Source organism: Mucilaginibacter pankratovii (assembly GCF_014773265.1).
Classification (GTDB): domain Bacteria; phylum Bacteroidota; class Bacteroidia; order Sphingobacteriales; family Sphingobacteriaceae; genus Mucilaginibacter; species Mucilaginibacter pankratovii.
The window spans coordinates 47383-68817 of record NZ_JACWMY010000009.1 but is presented as its reverse complement, the minus strand read 5'-3'; the positions used below and the strand labels follow the sequence as shown (position 1 = coordinate 68817).

19 protein-coding genes are annotated in these 21435 nt (G+C 46.2%); 4 read left to right on the top strand and 15 right to left on the bottom strand.

Translation table 11 applies throughout. From position 1 onward, the window contains the following. Positions 1-8 precede the first annotated feature (8 nt). The 13 genes from ruvA to IDJ77_RS17315 form a co-directional block, all read right to left on the bottom strand. The gene (gene ruvA / locus IDJ77_RS17375; RefSeq protein WP_191190254.1) at positions 9-593 is read right to left on the bottom strand and encodes a Holliday junction branch migration protein RuvA; all 585 of its coding nucleotides are present in this window, start codon (positions 591-593) and stop codon (positions 9-11) included. 3 nt (positions 594-596) lie between these two features. Next, entirely contained in the window at positions 597-2900 is a 2304-nt protein-coding gene (locus tag IDJ77_RS17370; RefSeq protein WP_191190253.1) for an NADP-dependent malic enzyme, read from the bottom strand. A 107-nt stretch (positions 2901-3007) separates the two neighbouring features. Next, a complete protein-coding gene (locus tag IDJ77_RS17365) occupies positions 3008-4276 on the bottom strand; it encodes a lytic transglycosylase domain-containing protein (protein WP_191190252.1) in 1269 nt (422 codons plus the stop codon). Positions 4277-4338: 62 nt separating this feature from the next. Then, positions 4339-5763 (bottom strand): Asp-tRNA(Asn)/Glu-tRNA(Gln) amidotransferase subunit GatA, encoded by a 1425-nt coding sequence (gene gatA / locus IDJ77_RS17360; protein WP_191190251.1) that lies wholly within the window; start codon positions 5761-5763, stop codon positions 4339-4341. Positions 5764-5864: 101 nt separating this feature from the next. Continuing rightward, positions 5865-6035: a Sec-independent protein translocase subunit TatA/TatB gene (locus IDJ77_RS17355; RefSeq protein WP_191190250.1), complete on the bottom strand. Its 171-nt coding sequence runs from the start codon at positions 6033-6035 to the stop codon at positions 5865-5867. Positions 6036-6070: 35 nt separating this feature from the next. Next, positions 6071-6565 carry a Sec-independent protein translocase subunit TatA/TatB gene (locus tag IDJ77_RS17350; RefSeq protein WP_191190249.1) on the bottom strand — a complete coding sequence of 165 codons (495 nt, stop codon included), beginning with the start codon at positions 6563-6565 and terminating at the stop codon, positions 6071-6073. A 54-nt stretch (positions 6566-6619) separates the two neighbouring features. After that, positions 6620-7942 (bottom strand): murein hydrolase activator EnvC family protein, encoded by a 1323-nt coding sequence (locus IDJ77_RS17345; RefSeq protein ID WP_191190248.1) that lies wholly within the window; start codon positions 7940-7942, stop codon positions 6620-6622. Between the two features lie 18 nt (positions 7943-7960). Next, positions 7961-8752 carry a DUF4292 domain-containing protein gene (locus IDJ77_RS17340; RefSeq protein WP_191190247.1) on the bottom strand — a complete coding sequence of 264 codons (792 nt, stop codon included), beginning with the start codon at positions 8750-8752 and terminating at the stop codon, positions 7961-7963. Then, on the bottom strand, positions 8730-10475 hold the full coding sequence (locus tag IDJ77_RS17335; protein ID WP_191190246.1) for a tetratricopeptide repeat protein: 1746 nt from the start codon (positions 10473-10475) through the stop codon (positions 8730-8732). The genes IDJ77_RS17340 and IDJ77_RS17335 overlap by 23 nt, the downstream gene beginning before the upstream one ends. A gap of 3 nt (positions 10476-10478) precedes the next feature. Beyond that, on the bottom strand, positions 10479-10913 hold the full coding sequence (gene dut, locus IDJ77_RS17330) for a dUTP diphosphatase (protein ID WP_191190245.1): 435 nt from the start codon (positions 10911-10913) through the stop codon (positions 10479-10481). Then, positions 10910-12412, bottom strand: a complete 1503-nt coding sequence (locus tag IDJ77_RS17325; protein WP_191190244.1) for a lipopolysaccharide biosynthesis protein — start codon at positions 12410-12412, stop codon at positions 10910-10912. The genes dut and IDJ77_RS17325 overlap by 4 nt, the downstream gene beginning before the upstream one ends. A gap of 26 nt (positions 12413-12438) precedes the next feature. After that, a complete protein-coding gene (locus IDJ77_RS17320; RefSeq protein ID WP_191190243.1) occupies positions 12439-12711 on the bottom strand; it encodes an acylphosphatase in 273 nt (90 codons plus the stop codon). 135 nt (positions 12712-12846) lie between these two features. Continuing rightward, a complete protein-coding gene (locus tag IDJ77_RS17315) occupies positions 12847-14019 on the bottom strand; it encodes an amidohydrolase family protein (protein ID WP_191190242.1) in 1173 nt (390 codons plus the stop codon). Between the two features lie 145 nt (positions 14020-14164). Between IDJ77_RS17315 and rlmN the strand changes: the two genes are divergently transcribed. The 4 genes from rlmN to IDJ77_RS17295 are packed head-to-tail and all read left to right on the top strand — an operon-like array spanning position 14165 to position 16658. After that, positions 14165-15238 carry a 23S rRNA (adenine(2503)-C(2))-methyltransferase RlmN gene (gene rlmN, locus IDJ77_RS17310; RefSeq protein ID WP_191190241.1) on the top strand — a complete coding sequence of 358 codons (1074 nt, stop codon included), beginning with the start codon at positions 14165-14167 and terminating at the stop codon, positions 15236-15238. Positions 15239-15280: 42 nt separating this feature from the next. After that, entirely contained in the window at positions 15281-15529 is a 249-nt protein-coding gene (locus IDJ77_RS17305; RefSeq protein ID WP_191190240.1) for a hypothetical protein, read from the top strand. Positions 15530-15534: 5 nt separating this feature from the next. Then, a complete protein-coding gene (locus IDJ77_RS17300) occupies positions 15535-15942 on the top strand; it encodes a type II toxin-antitoxin system VapC family toxin (RefSeq protein WP_191190239.1) in 408 nt (135 codons plus the stop codon). Positions 15943-15959: 17 nt separating this feature from the next. After that, positions 15960-16658 carry a ComF family protein gene (locus tag IDJ77_RS17295; protein WP_191190238.1) on the top strand — a complete coding sequence of 233 codons (699 nt, stop codon included), beginning with the start codon at positions 15960-15962 and terminating at the stop codon, positions 16656-16658. A gap of 243 nt (positions 16659-16901) precedes the next feature. Here IDJ77_RS17295 and IDJ77_RS17290 read toward each other — a convergent pair whose 3' ends face one another. Both IDJ77_RS17290 and IDJ77_RS17285 read right to left on the bottom strand, forming a co-directional pair. Then, on the bottom strand, positions 16902-20030 hold the full coding sequence (locus IDJ77_RS17290; RefSeq protein ID WP_191190237.1) for a PAS domain S-box protein: 3129 nt from the start codon (positions 20028-20030) through the stop codon (positions 16902-16904). Positions 20031-20033: 3 nt separating this feature from the next. Then, positions 20034-21320: a serine hydroxymethyltransferase gene (locus IDJ77_RS17285; protein ID WP_191190236.1), complete on the bottom strand. Its 1287-nt coding sequence runs from the start codon at positions 21318-21320 to the stop codon at positions 20034-20036. Positions 21321-21435: the final 115 nt, after the last annotated feature.

Here is a 21435-nt window from a genome sequence, read left to right as displayed (position 1 = left end):
ATAGGTAATTATAAGCTTTTTAATGCAAATTTAATAAGCTGTTCCACAGTTAACGGGCCACTATTTTTGGCAATCTCCTGGTCCAATACCTTTTCGGCAACGTTACGCACAAATCCTAACATAACAAGGGCTGAAAGCGCCTCTTCTTTTACCGTTTTTAACCCTGACACAACTGTCAAAGTGTCGGGGCCTTCCTTGCGAAGTTTGTCCTGAAGTTCTAATATGATGCGCTGTGCCGATTTAGGCCCTATCCCCTTTATCCGTTGGATAAGCGGGACATTACCCTGTACTATGGCGTTGCGAATCTCATCGGGGGTGATGGACGACAACATCATGCGCGCAGTGTTGGGGCCTATGCCTGATATTGATACCAGGTGCAAAAAAAGTTTGCGCTCGCCCTCATCGGCAAAACCGTACAGGGTGTGCGCGTCTTCTTTTACATGTAACCAAACGTATAACTTGCACCTTTCCGTATCGCCAACGCGAGAAAAAGTATTTACCGAAATATTGATGTGGTAGCCAACGCCCCCCGCATCAATTACTACATGCGCCGGGCTTTTAAAGGCCAGCTTACCTTCAATATAATCGTACATACTTTATTTTGCTTTACGTGCTTTTGGTGATGCTGCCGCGCGGCTTTTTTCCTGGGCATCTACCACCGCAATGGTAACCATGTTTACAATTTCGCGCACGCTGCTGCCCAATTGCAATACGTGCACCGGTTTTTTCAATCCTAATAAAATAGGGCCAACAGCTTCTGCGCCGCCAATTTCCTGCAATAGCTTGTAAGCAATGTTGCCCGATGCCAAGCCCGGGAAAATAAGCGTATTGGCCGGTTTGCCGTTCAGCGTAGAAAATTCAAAATTGTCTCTCAGCAACTCAGGGTTCAATGCAAAGTTAGCCTGCATCTCCCCATCAACTATCATATTAGGGTATTTCTCATGCAGTATCCGCACGGCTTCGGCAGTTTTCTCCGGGATCTCGCCTTTGTTGGAACCAAAGTTAGAGTACGATAACAGCGCTACCCTTGGCTTAGGAATAAAGTACGATACCGCTTTTTCTATCAGTACGGTAATATCTACCAGTTCTTCTACGCTGGGGTTAATGTTTACGGTGGTATCGCCAAAAAATACAGGGCCTTTTTGGGTTATCATGAGGTACATACCGGCAACCCGGTTAACACCTTCATCTGTACCGATGATCTGCAGCGCGGGTTTAATGGTATCCGCGTAGTTTTTGGTTAGGCCGGAAATCAGCGCATCCGCTTCGCCAAACTGCACCATACAAGCGCCATAGTAGTTACGGTCGATGATGGTTTTACGTGCTTCCTGCTTGGTGAGGCCGCGGCGCTGGCGTTTTTTGAACAGAAACTCGGTAAATTCCTGCAAACGTGCGCAATCGTCGCGGGTATCTATCATCTGCACATCGCCCAAGTCCAGCTCGTTCTCGCGCATAATGGCCTTTATCTTCTCTATATTACCTAAAAGAATTGGCGTGGCGATGCCTTCATCTTTAACGATCTGGGCTGCGCGTAAGATCTTGTAAGTATCCGCTTCGGCAAATACCACCCGTTTTGGCGCTTGTTTGGCCTTGTTGGTAATATCGCGCATCAGCTTGTTATTGGTGCCTAATCGCGATAGCAGCTCCTCGTTATAAGCATCCCAATCGGTAATGGCTTTACGGGCAACACCGCTTTCCATAGCAGCACGTGCCACAGCGGACGACACCTCCGTAATTAACCTCTGGTCCATCGGTTTAGGGATAATATAATCCCTGCCGAATTTGAGGTTGGTAATATTATATGCTAAGTTAACCGCCTCGGGTACCGGCTTTTTAGCCATTTCGGCTATGGCGTGTACCGCGGCAATTTTCATTTCTTCGTTAATGGCGGTTGCCCTTACATCCAGCGCTCCGCGGAAAATGTAGGGGAAACCCAATACGTTGTTCACCTGGTTAGGGAAATCTGAGCGGCCGGTGGCCATAATGATATCCTTACGAGCGGCAACTGCCAAATCGTAACTGATCTCGGGCTCGGGGTTGGCCATAGCAAATACCACGGGGTTTTTGGCCATGCTCACCAGCATTGCCGGGGTAACCACGTTACCTGCCGAAAGACCCACAAATACATCGGCGTTCTTCATGGCATCGGCAAGGGTTTTAACATCCTTGCGTTCGGTGGCAAACTCCATACGGATGTCGTCCAAGTCGGTCCGGCTGGTATCCAGCACACCGTTGATATCAAACATCACCAGGTTCTCTTTCTTCACTCCCAGCGACAGGTACATTTTTGAGCAGGAAACCGCCGCGGCACCCGCGCCGTTCACAACCATTTTTATCTTATCCAGCTTTTTCCCCTGGATCTCGCAGGCGTTCATTAGCGCCGCGCCAGATATAATGGCTGTACCATGTTGATCATCGTGCATTACGGGGATCTTCATTTCGGCCTTCAATCTCCGCTCTATCTCAAAGCAGGTTGGGGCCGATATATCCTCCAGGTTTATGCCGCCGAAGGTTGGCTCCAGCGCCTTTACTATCGTTACAAATTCATCAACCGTTTTGGCATTTATCTCCAGATCGAACACATCGATATCGGCATAAATTTTAAACAGCAGGCCCTTGCCCTCCATTACCGGCTTACTGGCTTCGGGACCAATATTACCCAGCCCAAGTACAGCGGTACCGTTACTGATCACAGCAACCAGGTTACCTTTGGCAGTGTATTTATATACATCATCCACGTTTTCGGCAATTGCGCGGCAAGGCTCGGCAACACCCGGGGAGTAAGCTAAAGTTAAATCTCGTTGAGAATTGGTAGGCTTGGTTGGCACTACCTGTATTTTACCCGGGCGGCCTTTGGAGTGGTAATTTAAGGCGTCCTGTTTACGATTTGGTTTATTCATCTTCTCTAATTCAAGCCCCCAAAATTACGATTACTTTTTTTGAAAGCTGGTAATAAAAAAGGCCGGGTTTCGAAATACATCGAAACCCGGCCACTATTGGATATTTATTACCCCCTGCTTAGGTTAACGGTAAGCCCGGGAACCAGGGGTATATTTTTATTATCGCCCAATTGTTTGTTCCAACCCATCAGGTCCTCTACCTTAAGCCCGTACTTTGCTGCTATAGTAGCCAAAGTATCGCCTTTTACCGTTTTATAATATTGGGGCATATTAGCCATTGGCACTATTGCAGGCGCAGTTGTCCCCGTTTGAACAGCCGCGTTTTGAGCTACCGGCGTTGCTTGCGCCACAGTTTGTACTGCTACTGGTTTAGGTTTTACCTGCGGGGGTGCTACATAAACGGGCCGGTATGCCGGTATCACATAATTAGGATTATCTACTGCCTGTGCTAAAACTGTAAAACGTTCTTTATGCGAATGCGGCGCCAGGATCCTTCGCGGCGCGGCCGAGGAACCGTTTACGATAAGCATCCGATAGCTGGGGTTAAGGGTTACCAGGTCTTTTAGGTCCATCCCTAATGCGGCAGCTATACGGCTCATGGGCACTATCCGGTTCACACTAACCGTATCGTTCTCCATCGGTATATCGGTAGGTTGCGGGCGAATGCCGTGCCGGTTGTAATAATTCATGGCATAGCTAATGGCAATGTATGCCGGCACATAGCCCCGTGTTTCGGCGGGCAATAACTGGCGGATGGACCAGTAATCGGTAGCGCCGGTTTTGGCGAGGGCATTCTCTACGTTGCTTTTACCGCAGTTGTACGATGCGATGGCCAGCAGCCAATCGCCAAATTGCTGGTAAGCATCGCGCAGGTAAGCGGCGGCAGCCTGGCTGGATTGGATGGGGTCGCGGCGCTCATCCACATAATCGGTCATTTTTAGGCCGTAGATCTTGGCCGTTTCCGACATGAATTGCCAGGGACCGGCGGCTCCCACGCGCGATACCGCGTTCGGGTTCAGCGCCGATTCTACTATCGACAGATATTTGATCTCTTCGGGCACTCCCGCATCGCGGAAAGCTTTTTCATAAATGGGGAAGTAATATTTGGAGAGGCCCAGGAAACGGCCGATCTCGTCGCGGCGGCTCATATACACATCTATATAGCCCTGCACGTAGCCGTTATAATCCAGCGGTACATCCTTTTGAATAGAATCCAGCCGGCGCTTAAAAATAACATCCTGGTATTTGGAAACCGCCACTTCCCTTACAGGCAGCAGCGCCGCAGTATCTGCATTGAACGATTGAGCGTACAAACTATCCGCTTTAATTAGCTGCAGTGCCGCCACGCAGATAATAAACGTAAAGAATTTCTTCATAAATTAGGTTATGCCCGGCAGCAGAGGCCCCCGGGGAAATTATTTACTAATGTATAATTTTTCTATAGCTGCAAGAAATATTCAGAGAAATTCAACAGTTCTTCCTCGGCAAAACCCTTACCCAATAGCTGCAAACCTAACGGCAAACCCTTGCTGTTATTGCCGGTTGGCAACGAGATGGCGGGCAAACCAGCCAGCGACGCCTGTACTGTAAAAATATCATACAGGTAGGTTACCACCGGGTCTTTTTCCTTTTTCCCTATCGGGAAGGCAGGTTCGGGAGCGGTTGGGGTGAGCAGGAAATCGTACTCCTGTAGGATCTTGTTGGTTTGTTCTTTGATCAGCCGACGTACTTTTTGGGCCTTTGCGTAATAAGCATCGTAGTAACCGGCACTTAACACAAATGTGCCCAGCATAATGCGGCGTTTTACCTCTTTACCAAACCCTTCCGAGCGGGAAAGCTTGTAAGTGGAGGTAAGATCGGTTGCGTTGGGGCTGCGATAACCGTAATGTACGCCATCGTACCGGGCCAGGTTGCTGGATGCCTCGGCCATGGCCAAAATATAGTAAGCAGGCACCAGGTATTCTAAATATTCAAAAGAGATGGCTTTTACCGCATGCCCCTCGGCCCTTAGTTTTTCTATGGAATTGATCAGCGTGTTCTTTACATCGGCATCCACCCCAGGGCTGGATAACGCTTCCTGTAAATAGGCGATCTTCTTTTTGCCGCTGTCTTTGGTATGCGCATCGGCCTTGGGAACGGGCCTTTGCGAAAGGGTACCGTCAAACTCATCTGCACCGGCCATTATTTCGAATAGCAAGGCCGCATCGTCAACAGATTTTGTCAGTGTGCCCACCTGGTCGAACGAGGAGGCGTATGAGATGATGCCGTGCCTGGAGATGCGGCCGTAGGTTGGCTTAAAGCCCACCACCCCGCAAAACGACGCGGGCTGCCTCACCGAGCCGCCGGTATCGGTACCTATAGCAGCATGGCACATACCGGCCTGCACCGCAACCGCCGAGCCGCCGGATGATCCGCCCGAAACACGGGTTTCATCAGCAAAATTCTTTACCGCGCCAAAAAAAGAGTTTTCGTTAGCCGCACCCATGGCAAATTCATCGCAATTGCAGCGGCCAATGATGATGGCATCTTCGGCTAATAAACGCTCTACAATGGTGGATGAATAGATGGAGGTAAAATCTTCCAGGATACGGGAAGACGCCGTTACCTTATGATCTTTATAGCAGATGTTATCTTTTATAGCGATAACCATACCGGCCAGCCTGCCGGCAGTACCGCTTTTGATACGCGCATCTACAGCTTTGGCAGAAACAAGCGCTTCCTGCTCAAAAACTTCGTTAAAAACATTTAAACGGGCATTTGCCTTTATCTGCTGCAAGTAACCTTTTACCAGGCTTTCGCCTGTAACCGCTCCGTTTTGTAACCCTCTCTTAATCTCTTTGTAAGAGGAAAAATCTTTAGACATGGGGCCTAAAATAAAAAACTTATCCGTTGAAGCATAACTATTTCAACAGATAAGTTTATAAGTTTAAACAGCTGCAAAGCTGCCCAATAAGAAACCGGCAATTATAACTTCGATTTTTCTTCTGAAGCTGTGGTGTTTTCGCCGTTCTGAGCGTCTTTAAATTCTTTTACGCCTTTACCCAAACCTTTCATCAGTTCAGGAATTTTTTTACCGCCAAACAATATTAGTATTGCGATAATGATCAGAATAATTTCTGGTGCGCCTAATCCCATTTTCTTTAATTTTTATGTATGTTAATATTTTTGTGTTATTTATATTCTTCTTCGATAGTCTTGTTCTCGGGCTCTTCGCTCTTGCTCAGGTTGATGGATGAGCCGTTTGCGCTGCCGGTAACGGGGTGCTTTAATTCCGGTTCGCTTTCGTAAGTTTCGGGCGCTTCCGGGTTGCCCAGTTCGGTATGGTCTTCAATAGCATCGGTAGCGGCCTGGCCTTCAAAAGCCGGCAGGGTGCCTTCTATTGGGGTATACTCAGGGGCAACGTATGCCGGGAGTTCCTCTTTAGGCTTTTCTTCCAGCTCCAAAGATTTTTTTAGATCCGATTTTTTATCCTCGTAATTATTTATCTGGTTGTTTATCTCGCGTTTAACATCGTCCGAAGCATCTTTAAAATCGCGGATCCCCTTCCCAAGGCCGCGCGCTATCTCGGGCAATTTCTCGCCGCCAAACAGCATCAGCGCCGCGAAAATGATCAACACCATTTCGCCGGTACCTATATTCAGGAATAAAAAAACTATGCCCAACATCTTATCTCACAATTAAGGTTACAAATATACAATTACAACGCTATAGTTAACACTTTAGTTTGCAGGTGCCAGCCATACGCGCGGGTCCACAAATGTGGTACCCTTATTCAGGATAAAGTTCACTGACGACTCACCACTGATCTGATCTGTTGCTACAGCGCCAATGGTTTGCTTGGTGCTAACCTTTTGCCCTACCGAAACATTTACCGACCGAAGGTTGGAGTACGATGTAAAATACTCGCCATGATTTATAATAACCAGATAAGTACCGCTGATATCCTTCACCATTTTCACCGTACCATCAAACACTGCCCTTACGGGAGCGCCCGCTGCGGCCCTTATCTCGTAGCCATTGTTATCATTACGGATCCCATCTTCTACATACGTACCAAAACCGTGTATCAGCTGCCCGCTGGCAACCGGCCATGGCAAACGCCCGCGGTTACCCAAAAAGTCGTTTGATAACTTGGCGGCTTCGGGTGTGGCGTTCAGCGCTTCGCTATCGGTTGTACGTTTTACAACTATAGGCTTTTTAGTTACAGTAGGCGCCGGCGCATTATTATTAGCGGCATCGGCCTTGGCTTTAGCTGCTGCAATACGCGCTGCTTCCTCTGCCCTTCTCCTTGCTTCTTCCTCGGCCTTGCGCCTCATTTCCTCTATCTCCCTGCGGATAGCGTTATTTATCTCGCGGTTGGTTTTCGCAATTTTTTGCTGAACATCCTTTTGTTGCTTTTTAAGCTCGCCCTGGTGTTTGCTCAGGTCGGTAATTACTTTTACCTGGTTACTTTTTGCCTTACCTAATTCCGCCTTTTCTTTTTCCTGCTCGGTAAGCAAGTTGCTTTTCTCTTTTTTGTCTCTATCCAGCTCGTTTATTTTTACATGCAGTTCTTTTTGTGTGCCCTGTATGTAACCGGCCTGCCGCTCGCGGTAGGTACCAAATTGCTGTAAATATTTTAAACGCCTGTACGCCTGGTTAAAGTCTTTTGACGCAAAAATAAACATCAGCTTATTATAGGCGCTTTGGTTGCGGTAAGCAAACAACACCATGCCGGCGTACTCTTTTTTTAACTGGTCTAACTGGCTCTGCAGGTTATGTACGGTATTATTGCTCTCGGAGATCTGATTATCTAAATTTCTTACCTCGGCGTTGATATTGGCTATCTTTTCCTGGCGCAGGTTTATTTGTATCTTAAGATTATTCAACTGCCTTAACGAAACCTTTTTATTGCTGGCAGTTTCCTCATACTCGCGGTTTAGCTGCTGCAGCTCCTCGGTAAGTTTATTTTTACGGCGTTTTAATTCGTCGCTGGTTTGCGCAAACACGCTGGTAGCTGTACATACAGCAATTATGATCAGGGCTGCTTTAAAAAATTTCATTCATCAAAAATATGATTTTTAATCTGCAGGTTGATAACTTTTTGGAATACTGAACGGGTACTCTAAAACACGGTCGAATTCTACCGTGGTGTAACGTAAATTAGCCAGTACTTTATTGCCCGGCGCGTTAGAGGTAATATCTATTTGCGATGGTACCACGCGGTTATCGGCCTGTATAAAAACCCGGTTGGCCACCTGCAAGGTTTGCCCGGCGCTTTTGTTGGCCAGGTTAGTTTGGGTTACCTTCAAATCGGGGCCAAGTAATAGCTTATACACCATACCTTGTAAATCGCCGGTTACGCCTGTATTGCTGCCCTCGGGTGTAAATTTGGCGTCCTCGTTCAGCAGTTCGCCTATGGCGTTGCCTACTAATAACGACTGCAGTGTTTTAAAATTGATCTGCCTGCCTGCAAACCTGTGCACATAGCTGAACGGTTTTTTTAAGTACAGGTTTTGGAAACGGTTTATTACCAGGATGCTATCGGGCGTTATCAATGCCCTGGCAACCTCCAGGCCGGCTATGGCGGTAATGGAGATCCAGATCTTCTGATCGCGGTTTACACGGATATTGAGGGTACAATCATTATCGTCGTTATTGATAACCAGTTTGGTTTTGGCCTTGCCGCTAAAGGTATTAAAGGTGACTTGTTTGGCGCGTATGGCTGCCAGCCGCTCGGCTACATCGTTTGTTTTTACAACAGCCGTATCCTTTGTTGGGCGCTGTACCACCACCAGTTTTTTTGATTTACAGCTTGCCGCTATAATCAGTAAAAGGATGATGGCTATTTTATTCAGAATATTTTTTCTCATTTATTTTTTTCTCTAATGCCGGCGACGTGCCACCTTGTTTTTTGGCTTTTTCCCAATTTTGTAGGGCACCGCTGGTGTCTCCTGTAAAAAACAGGATATCGCCATAGTGTTCTGTCTTTACCGCGCTGTCTGTTTTATCATGCGCGAGCGACTTCTCTATCCAAACCTTTGCTTCGGCGTAGTTCTTCTGCCTGAATAAGATCCAAGCGTAAGTATCTTCAAACGAAGCGGTGTTGGGCTGCAGCTCGGTACTGTGTTTAGACATTGCCGCCGCCTTATCCAGGTGCTCGTTCCTTAACGACAAATAGTACGCATAATTGTTCAGCGTGAAAGCATTATCAGGGTTGTAGCTCAGCGCTTTCTCGTAAGCCTCATCCGAACTTTTGTTATCGCTGATGGAATGATAGCAATCGCCCATAGCCGAGTAGCATTGCGAAAGCATGTCCTTATCGGTAGCCTCTAAGCCCGCCGCGTTTTTTAAATAACCAAGGGCTTTGTTGTAGTTTTTGTTTTGCTGCCAGGCTATGCCTACCAAATAATTCATCCACGCCTGGTTGGGGAAATAGCTGAGCGCGTTCTCGCCATCTTTTATAGCGCCTTCAAAATCGCTTTCGGCCATTTCTATGCGTACCAATTGCTCGTGTACCTGATATGATTGCGGATTTAGCCCTACCGATTTTTTATACACCGGTTTTGCTTCGCGATACTGTTCTGTTTGTACCAGCATATCGCCGTAAATGGCAAATGCCTTATCGCTGCCGGGGTGGGCAACCGTAAGCAAGCGGCTAAGTTCCAGCACCTGTACCTTCAGTTTAGGGTCGGTAAGTTGGGGAACATAGTCCTGTATCACGCGCACCTTTTGCTCCACATCAATATCCGGGTTAGCAAAGGCTATCTTCCGCTCATTAAAGCTGGCCACCGGGTCTTTTTTATCCTTATAAACATCGGCCAGGGCCATGTGCAGCAGGCCATAACCAAGCCCATTGTTCTTTTCCTTATCAAGCGCGGCAACACCTTTATTCAATACCTCTATCGCCTTATCGTTTAACCCGTTGGAATTATACAGTTCAGCAAGCATCAGGTAATGGCGGGCCTCATTAGGGTTATCGGCAATCATTTTCTCCAGCCCGTCTGATGCTTTATCAACCTTACCCTGTATCAGGTAAATTTTTTGGCGGTTGCTTTGCAATTCTTCCGTTGGGCCGGTTATGGTTTCTACCTTATCGTATAGTTTTATGGCTTCATCGTACTTGCGCTGCACCGAGTAAACACTTGCCTTGCCAAAATAATAGCCGGGCTTATCGGGGTTAATTCGGATCAGTTGATCAAAGGCGCCCTGTAGTTTCACCAGGTCGTTTGCTTTTTCGTAGCTATCGGCAAGGGCCAGCCAGTACCATTCGTTATCGGGGCTTACAGCGGTTGCTTTTTCTAACAGCGGGGCTGCTGCCTGGTAATTGTTCTGCGCTTTTTGCAGGTTGGCCAGTTCATACATCGAGGCATCGTTGTTTGGGTCGATAGCCAGCACCTGGCCAAACAACTCGGTCGCGAGCCTGGTATTATCAATTGTTTTTTGGCGGATGGCCGAAAAGAACAGCTCCTTTACCCGGCTACTATCTGAGGCGCTCAGCTGCTTTAGGGACGCGCCATCGCCATTGCTCCTTTTTTGAGCAAATGCCGTGGTACACAAACCACCCAACAGTATTATAAATGCCGCTTTCTTCATTATTTAGCTTTTACCAGTATGGCCGTAACCGCCTGCACCCCGGGTGGTGTCGCTCAGCGTGTCAACCTCTTCCCATTTCACCTGCTCGTGTTTGGCCACTACCATCTGGGCAATCCGGTCGCCGGTGTTTATCTCAAAATCAATGTTAGAAAGGTTCACCAGCAGTACCTTTATTTCGCCGCGGTAATCGGCATCAATAGTACCCGGTGAGTTTACAATGCCGATACCATGTTTATAGGCCAAACCGCTGCGGGGACGGATCTGTGCTTCGTAGCCTTCGGGCAGCTCAATATAAAGCCCCGTGGCTATCAGCTGGCGCTCCAGTGGTTTTAAAATAACGGGGGCCTCCAGCTCGGCACGCAGATCCATCCCGGCGGCATGGAGCGTTTCGTAAGCCGGTAAAGTATTTTTAGATCTGTTGATTACCCTGATGTTCATTTGCTAAATATAGCTTTTAGTTCTTTTCGTTCGGTATACAATGCCCCCAGTGCAAATAAAATAAACAAGCCGTTGCTGATAAATATATTGCGCTTAAATATGCTGAATGATAAGTAAACGAGTGCGAGCGATATTATGATATAAGTGAGGTTCTTTTTTAAGAGGTAAGGGATAGGATAATGTTTTTGCCCCCACAGGTACGATAGCACCATCATGGTAGTGTAAGTGCTAAGCGAGATCCAGGCCGAGGCAATGTAACCGTAAAAAGGGATGAAGATAACATTGAGCACAATGGTTACCAAAGCGCCAATGCCCGATATGTACAGCCCGTATTTTGTTTGATCGGTAAGCTTATACCAAACCGATAAATTCATATAAATACCCAAACTTACATAGCCAAAAAGCAGCACGGGTATCACCTTAATGCCCGACCAGTACAAGGCCGTTTGCGCGGCATCCTTCCCCTTTATAAAATACTTAAGCAACTCTATATTGGCCACCAGCGCCACAAATATCATACAAACCGCTATCACAAAATAGTGCATAATACGGGCATAGGTTTGTGTAGCGTTCTTGTTTTTTGCATGACTGAAAAAGAATGGTTCGGCACCCAGCCTGAAGGCGTTTACAAATATGCTAAGGAATACCGAGATTTTGGAACATGCCGAATAGATACCTACCTGGGTAGCGCTTTCGTTAAGCGGTAATAATTTACCCAAAAGAATTTTATCCAGGTTTTCGTTTACAAGGTAAGAGAAGTTTGCAATAAGCACCGGCCAGCTGTACATCAGCATCTCCGTGAGTAGCTCTTTACTAAATTTGGGCCGCAGCTTTAAAAACTCGGGCAGCAGCATTATTGCGGTAATGGAGTTGGCAATAAAATTCGAAAGGAATACATAACCTATCCAGCCCTGCTTAAACCAGGGCGCTATCAAGCCGGCACCGGGCCAGTTGTGCTTAACAATAGCCGGCAACAGGTAAATGAACATGAGGTTTAAGCTTACAAACATCATTACGTTTACAAACTTCAGCATCCCGTACCGGCCCGGGCGCCCGTCGGCACGGATCTTGGCAAACGGTATCACCGAAATGGCATCAACCACCAGCGTACCAATAAAAAATTTGATAAACAGGATATACTCGGATACGGGTGTAGATGAATCTATGCGGATCCAGCTTGTGATTAACCCGGCAAAAGGAAAGGTAAGCGCTAAAAACAATAAGGACATCGCCAAAACAGCACCGAACGCGTTGTTATAAACAGTTTGCTTATCATCGGGCCGTTTGTTGAGATACCTGAAAAATGTGGTCTCCATCCCGAAGGCCAGCAGGGCATTCAGTATGGAAGCATAGCTATACAGGTTTCCGAATATGCCATATACTTTTGTGGAGAAGGTGCGTGTGTATATCGGCGTCAGAAAAAAACTGAGTACACGGCCGGCAATGGTGCTTAAACCATATACAAAAGTTTGCCCGGCGAATTTTTTTGCGGTTGACAATCAGAGGGAGCTTAAGGTGTACCGAACTATTTTTTTACAACCTCAAAATTACGATAGTTTTTTAATTCGCCATCATGCGTTTCCACACCGGTAACTACGGCGTGTTCCGCGCCTTCGTGGCACCATTCTAAAAACATATCCATCATAAAATCATCGGCTTCGGCTTCAATAAACACATCGCCATTAGGCTGATTACGCACAAGCCCCCGCACGCCAAGCTGATCGGCAACGGCTTTTGCCGCCACCCGGAAAGAAACGCCCTGCACTTTGCCTTTTACTGTAATATCGAGATGCTTCATTTTGATTTGAAAATTTGAAGATGTGCTAATTTGAAGATTAAAATGGCAACAACTTAAAAACGTAATTGCTTTTCAAATTAAGTGGTTATATCTGAAACCGGCAATTGATTTTCAAATCTTCAAATCATTTCATTTTCAAATTAACCTGCGAACTTTCGTTTCCGGGGTAATTTTGTTTCCGTCGAGGCCGGTGATGAGGTTGAGTCCCGGGGTTTTACCAACTTCAAGGGTCCCCTTTTCGTTATCGATGCCCAAAAATTTGGCTCCGTTACTGGTGCCCCATTGCAGCAGGGTATCAAAACTTAGCGAAGGGATGTTTTGCTGCAGCGTGCGCATTTCGCTTAGGATGCAAAGCTTATCGTTTGAGGCCAGGCTATCGGTACCCAGGGTAATATTAAGCCCCTGGTTTACAAAAAGCTCCACTTTGGGCAGGCGCTTTTCTATATACATATTGGCATTGGGGCAAAAGCACCAGTTTATCTTCCTGTCGAACCGCTTGATAAAATAGATATCCTTTAAATTGGTGCAGGTATTGTGCACCATCAATATTTTTTGCCGGTTGGTAAGCAGCGGTATAATAGATTGCAAGGAGTTACGCGCCTGCGGCCGAAAGTAATCTATGTTGATACCGAAGTGCTTATACATGTCTATAAAACCGCCCATCTTATAGCGGTAAAACTTATTCTCATCCTCGCACTCCTGGTTATGAATGCTCAGCAGGTTCTCACCGCTATCGCTATGCCGTTTGATCAGCTTAAATAATTCTTTAGATACCGAGTAAGGGGCGTGAGCGGTAACAGATACCGATTGCGGTTTAAATTCCCCGGCCAGGGCCAGCGCTTTAGCAAAGAGTTCTTCTGCGCTCTCGGGTAAAAAGCCAAATATCTCCACAAAAGTGTGGTAATACTGCTTGCTTTTTGCCTTCAGATCTATCGTAAAATTGCTGTTACTGGTATCGGCAATGGCTACAATTCCATTGTTGTACATCTCCTCGTCGGCACTTTCGGCGGCTTCTATAATGGCTTGCTTCTCGGTATTCCTAAAATTCTGTACATCTTTTATAAAACTGATGAGCCCGTTGCCGGCGACGATCTTGCCTTTAAGATGGGAGAGTTCGGTATGGCAGTGGGTGTTGATAAACCCCGGGATGATAACGCCACTCAGGCGCTCTGCGGGAACATTTTGTAGATCAGGAGATTGGTTATCGGTAATAGAGATTATTTTTCCGGCATCATCTACTGTTACTATTCCATTTTTAATTGGATCGGCACAAACTGGGTAAACGTAATCGGCTGTAAAACTTTTCATTCAGTGTAAAATGGCATCTTCTAAAAAAAATTTAACTCCACCCAATTTTAGTAAATACAATTAACTTTTAGTTATTGTTTTTAACACTATAAAAGAATGACTTTAAAAAGGCATCGGAATTTTTAAATTTAAGTACTTTTGTACTGTGAACGCAAAAAAAGACAAAATTGATATCCGCAGCCTTGACCTTCAGGCACTTCAGGCGCATTTTATCCAGATGGATGAAAAGGCTTTCAGGGCCAAACAGGTGTACGAATGGCTGTGGAAAAAATCATGCTTGTCTTTTGAGGACATGAGCAATATTTCAAAAGAACTCCGTACTAAACTTGATGAGAAATTTATTATCAATAACGTTAAAATAAATACTTCACAGGTTAGTGCTGATAAAACTATAAAAAATTCTTTTATTTTACACGATACCCACTTAATTGAGGGTGTTTTAATTCCAACCGCCGACAGAATGACGGCCTGTGTATCATCGCAGGTGGGTTGCAGCCTAACCTGTAAATTTTGCGCCACCGGTTATATGGAGCGCAAGCGCAACCTTAACCCCGATGAGATTTACGACCAGGTAGTACTGATTGATAAACAAGCCCGCGAAAATTACGGCATCCCGCTATCAAACATTGTGTACATGGGCATGGGCGAGCCTTTGCTTAACTACGCCAACGTGATGAAATCCATCGAGCGCATCACCTCGCCCGATGGCCTGGGTATGGCGGCCAAGCGTATTACGGTATCTACCGCCGGCATCGCCAAAATGATTCGCAAACTTGGCGACGACGAGGTAAAATTCAACCTTGCTTTATCGCTGCACGCCGCTAACGACGAAAAGCGCAACACCATTATGCCCATTAACGAGCAAAACTCGTTAAAAGCGCTGGCTGATGCCCTAAAATACTTCTACGCCAAAACCAAGAACGCAGTAACCTACGAGTACATTATTTTTGATGGTGTAAACGACAACATACAGGATGCCATGGAGCTGGCTAAGTTTTGCAGGCACATCCCCTGCAAGGTAAATATCATTGAGTATAACCCTATCTCTTTCGCCAGCTACATTAACGCCGGTGAAGATAAGGTAGAGGCCTTTGCCGATTACTTGCGCAGCCAGGGCGTAAATACCAACCTGCGTCGCAGCCGCGGTAAAGATATTGATGCTGCTTGCGGGCAATTAGCTATTAAAGAGAAGGATAAAGCGATAGCGGAGGAAGCGTAAGCGCTTTGGATTTATTTGTGTTTTAGTTATATTTGATTTATCATGCAAACAACATACCGCTTAAAAGCAAAAGAACTAAGCATAGAGTTTCTTGAATCTCTTAAAACCATGTTTACCGGGCAGGAAGTTGAGATCACCGTTAAGTCGATAGATAACAAAACTGCAGAGCCTGTTAGGGATAAAGAAAAACTGCTTAAGATGATAGAGGAGAACAGTAAAAACGCACCTATTATTTCTCCGGATATTGACATTCACGCTCTTATCAAAGAATCACACAGCCGCGGCTTTTAATATCTATGCACTACATTGATACCGATGTATTGGTTCATTCTTTAATCAAGCAAAATCCAGCGTTACATACACAGGTAAAAACTTTATTGAACAAATTTGTATCCGGAGGCAATTTATCAATATCTTGGCTAAGCGTTCAAGAAGCCGCATTCGTTTTAGGCAAACTTAACCAACCTTCCCGTTCAACTACTTCACACATAGACTTTCTTACGCAATTAAACCCCATTGAGTATAATTTGCCTGAATTTAAAAGGGCAACCGAATTGGCAGGAATTATCGGTTATAGAAACTTTAGCGATTGCTTACACGTTGCCATTGCCGAACAACATTGCACAGATCTTTACACCTGTAATATTAAAGATTTTAGGCGCCTCCAACCACATACTGTGTTGAAAATTCATTTTATACAATAAGATTAATTATTGTACTAATGAATCTCCTGCGCCGCTACCTTTCCGATTTTATATCGCTGATATTCCCGGAGCTATGCGCGGCCTGCCATGCCAGTTTGGTTGCCGGGGAAGATCTTATTTGCACCAACTGCCTGTACAACCTCCCCTACACCAACTTTCACCAGCAGCCCGATAACATTGTGGCGCAGCAATTTTGGGGCAAACTGCCAGTGCGGGCGGCCTACGCGCTTTACTTTTTTAACAAAGGCGGCAAAGTGCAACAAATGATGCACCACTTTAAGTACGATGGGCAACAACGCATAGGCAATATATTGGGCGAGGTAGCGGGCAGGCAACTTGCGGAGAACGATATTTTTAAAACAGCCGATTATATTATCCCCGTACCGCTCCACAAAAAGCGGATGAAGGAGCGCGGCTATAATCAAAGCGCTTGCTTTGCCCATGGCCTTGCCGAAAAATTAAATGCAACGGTAGAGGTGGATAACCTCATCCGTGCGGTGGCTACCAAAACGCAAACGCATAAATCGCGGTTTGCCCGGTTTGAGAATATGCAGGAGGTGTTTGCTGTTGCACACCCCGAGCGGCTGGCAAATAAACATATCTTATTAGTAGATGATACCGTAACTACGGGTGCTACCCTGGAGGCCTGTGGGATAGAATTGCTTAAAGTGCCGGGACTGACGCTGAGTATAGCTACTATGGCTTATGCAATTTAGGATTGCACCGATTGTAGAATGATTTCACCGATTGATTTTGCATGTCTTTTAATGCCAATGTTGTATAGAATAATGCCCAAGTGCCATCGGCACATCTCGTGGGTAGAAAATCATCATAAAACAAAAAAGCGCTCCGTAGGAACGCTTCGTATTATTGACAGCGGCTAAACTTCATCATTCGAAATTCAGCATTCGGTGTTCGATATTTTTCTAATCTCTGACCTCCAACTAACTAACCTCTACCTATTGTTTCTGATACTTACTCAACTTCATGTGCAGGGTTGTCGGGTCGAAGGGTTTCAGGATGTAATCATTCATGCCGGCGTGCTCTATCTGGCCCATCTGGTTGCTCAGCATAGATGCGGTAAGTGCTATGATGGGTAATTTTTGAAAGTACGGATCGGTCATGGTGCGGATGATGCCTGCTGCTTCCAGTCCGCCCATTATTGGCATGTGGATATCCATCAGCACCACGTCAAAGTTTTTAAAGGCTTCCAGTTTATCTATCGCTTCCTGGCCGTTCTCGGCAAAATCGGCAGTGGCGCCCCATTTTTTCAGAACCTTGTTTATCAATAACCTGTTTATTTGGTTATCATCTACTACCAGTACGTTGATATTTAATCCTGTTTCCACTTTGTTGCTGTTATTTATGGTTTGGTCGTCCAGCTTTTTAAAGGTTATAGTGAACCAAAAGGTTGACCCCTGCCCCGGTATGCTGTCGACGTTGATCCTCGAATCGTGCAGTTCAATCAGCCTTTTGCTGATGGCTAAGCCCAAGCCCGTTCCGCCATATTCGCGGGTGGTATTCGCCTCGGCCTGCTTAAAAGATTCAAAGATGGTATTTAATTTGTTTTTTGCAATACCAATTCCGCTGTCAGTTACAGCAAAACGTATCCTGACGGTTTTTTTTGTCTCTTCTATTACCTTCAAATCGATATCAACCCCGCCTGTAGCGGTAAATTTAACCGCGTTGCTCACCAAATTTAACAAAATTTGTACCAGCCGCGCCCTATCGCCAATTACAACCGCCGGGGTGGCGTTTTCTATAGCGCTTTTCAGGTAGATGTTTTTCTCTGCCGCCCTGTATTGCATAGAGGCAGTAACCCCCTGGATCATATCGCGGATATTTACATGCGCGTTTTCCAGCTCGATATTGCCGGTTTCTATCTTGGTAAAATCCAGCACATCGTTTATCAGCGTCATTAAGTTTTCTGCCGAGAATTTGAGGATGCTGAGGTTTTCCTTTTGCGATTCTAAAGGGTTGTCATCGAGCAACAGATGACTCATGCCGATCACGGCGTTAAGCGGGGTGCGGATCTCGTGGCTCATTACGCCGATGAACATATCCTTGGCGCGGCTCAGCTGCAGGGCTTCTTCCTTGGCGGCTATCAGTTCCAGCTCGGCCTTCTTTTTGGAGGTGATATCAATAATTACCTCGATGTATTTATCCACCTTGCCGGCATCATCGGTAATAACCGAATTGATGATCGAGATCCAAACCGGTTGCCCGTCTTTACGGTAGATGAGCAGATCTACCTCAAAAGATTGTTTCTTCTCCGATAGTTCGCGCGCCTTGCTAATGATGGATACATCCGTCAATTCCCCTTTCAGTGTATCGCCGAGGTGCTTATCCTTTACATCCACCAGCCCGTAGCCGGTAATATGCTCAAAGGCATCATTCACCCACTCTACCTTACCTTCACTATCATTGATAACCACACCGCTGGTGGTTTTGCTGGCCACAAGCGATAGCATGGTTAACTCTTCCTCGGCTTTTTTGCGGCTGGTAATATCCACCATAACGCCTATTTGGCGTTCAACGCTTCCGGCCTCGTTAAACAGCGGGCTGTTTGATATAAACACCCATACGGGCGTGCCGTCCTTTTTGTATATTTTAATTTCAACCTCGTAAGGCTTGTTCTCTTTTACCTTTTGTACTGCCCCTTTAAAAACCTCCATGTCGGTTTCTGCGCCAACCAGTTTGGTGCCAACAGTTTGCCCTTTTAAGTCCTCCAGGGTGTACCCTATTATCTTCTCCATGGATTCGTTCATCCATACTATCCTGCTTTCGTTATCACGTATCATGATACCGCTTGGCGATTTGCGGGCCGCGAATGACAGGATCTCCACATCCTGCTCGGCACGCTTGCGGGTAGTAATATCAATAATAATGCGGATGAATTTTTCTATCGCGCCATCGCTTGCATAGATAACCGAGTTGGTTACCGAGATCCATTTCGGCTCACCATCCTTAGTAAACATGGAGAGCTCCGCCTCGTACGATCTTTTACTTTTTATCGCGTCTATGAGCTCCATTTCGGCAGCTTCATCTTTGGGCCTGCCTTTTATAACTTCGCTCAGGAATTTCCCGTCAACATCACCCGTGTTGTAGCCTGTGATGTGCTCAAAAGCGGCGTTGGTCCATATTACCCTATCGTCTGCATCGCTTATTACAACGCCGTTCTTTATTTTGCTGGCCACCAGCGAAAGCTGCTCTGTTTCTGAAATGAGCTTTTTGTGCAGGGTAATGTCGCGGCCGCTGCAATACCATTTGCCCACCTTGTATACGGCGGTCCAGCTTATCCATTTTATATCGCCGGCGCGGGTAACGGTTTTGGTCTCTATTTCGAAAGGTTTTTCGGTTGCCACGGCTTTTTCTATCACCGGGACATACTGCTCGCGATTTTGCCCGGCTACAAAACTCCATAACGATCTGCCTGTGGCTTCATCTACCGTATAGCCCAGAATGTCTTCAATACAGTTATTGATAAGCTCGATGTTAGAATCGGCACCGGCAATCAAATGAATCTCTGATGAATTGTTAAAGAGTGTATAAAAATCCTTGTGCACCTGCAGGTTTCGCTCCAGTTCTTTTTTCTGCTTACGCAGCACCAGGTGCGATATCACCTCGCTGGCCAGCACTTTGAGGGCATCCTGCTGCTCATGGGTAATGTGCCTTACATGGGTATCCAGCACACATAAGGTACCAATGCGGTAACCATCCGGATCTATCAGCGGGGCGCTGGCATAAAACCGCAGGCCAAAATCGCCTTTAACCATCTCCTCATCGCAAAAGTGTTCTTTTTTGGTAAGATCGGGGATAACTACCAGGTGATCCTCTTTAATGGTATGCTGGCAAAAGGTATCTTCAACAGGCACCTGCTCAATATCAAGCCCTATGGTTGATTTTATCCATTGCCTGGAATCATCTATAAAAGAGATAAAGGCAATTGGCACATGGCAAATGTAGGAAGCTAAACGGGTAATAGCATCATACTCCTTTTCGGGCATGGTATCTAAGATATCATAAGAATGCAGGGCAGTTACGCGCCTGCTTTCCAGTTCCGAAGGGGTATGATGCGCTACGTCCATTTATTAGCCCAAGTGCTTATCGCGGTAAAGCGGATGCTCTTCCATCAGCTTGTGCACCCTTTTACGTACTTTCCTTAAAACAGTTTCATTTTCAGGGTCGTTTATTACCATATCAATCAGCTCAACAATGGTATCCATGTGCTTCTCTTTTAAGCCGCGGGTAGTGATGGCCGCAGTACCTACACGAATGCCCGAAGTTACAAACGGCGACTTATCATCATAAGGCACCATGTTTTTATTCGCGGTGATATCGGCAGATACCAAAGCCTTCTCGGCGGCTTTACCGCTGATGTTTTTATTACGCAGATCTATCAGCATCAGGTGGTTATCTGTACCGCCCGATATGATATCGTAACCGCGCTCTACAAACGCTTTGGCCATGGCCGCGCCGTTTAGCTTCACCTGTAAAATGTATTTCATGTAGCTATCGCTCAAAGCCTCGCCAAAAGCAATGGCTTTAGCCGCGATGATATGCTCAAGCGGGCCACCTTGTGTGCCCGGGAAAACAGCCATATCCAGTAAGGCCGACATCATTCTCACTTCGCCTTTTGGTGTTTTAAGTCCCCATGGGTTCTCAAAATCTTTACCCAGCAAAATAAGGCCACCGCGCGGGCCGCGCAGGGTTTTATGGGTGGTAGTGGTAACAATATGGCAATGCGGCAGCGGATCGGTAAGCAAACCGCGGGCAATTAAACCTGCCGGGTGCGAAATATCTGCAAGCACCAAAGCGCCAACCTCATCGGCCACGGCGCGGATAAACTCATAATCCCAATCGCGCGAGTAAGCCGAAGCGCCGCAGATGATCAGTTTTGGTTTTTCGCGCAGGGCAACTTCTTTTAGCTGCTCATAATCTACATAACCGGTATCTTTTTTAACCCCATAAAAATGAGGCTCGTATAATTTGCCCGAAAAGTTTACGGCAGAACCATGTGTTAAGTGGCCGCCATGAGAAAGATCGAACCCTAATATTTTATCGCCCGGGTTTAAAACAGCCAGCATAACCGCAGCGTTGGCCTGCGCACCGCTATGCGGCTGCACGTTTGCCCACTCGGCATTAAAAAGTTGCTTGGCACGCTCAATAGCAATGGTCTCAATTTCGTCAACCACCTCGCAGCCGCCATAATAGCGCTTGCCCGGTAAGCCTTCGGCGTATTTATTAGTTGCAACAGAGCCAGCGGCTTCCATCACCTGCTTGCTCACAAAATTTTCTGATGCTATCAGCTCAATGCCTTCTTCCTGGCGCTGCTGCTCTTCATCCAGTAATTTAAATATTAATTTATCTCTTTTCATTGTTGTGTGTAATGCGCGCTAAGTTAGCTATAAAATTAGATTTGAGATATTTGAAATGTGAATTGAATGGAAAAGATGATAATTACATTAAACAGGTAAGAGAAATTGGGCAGAG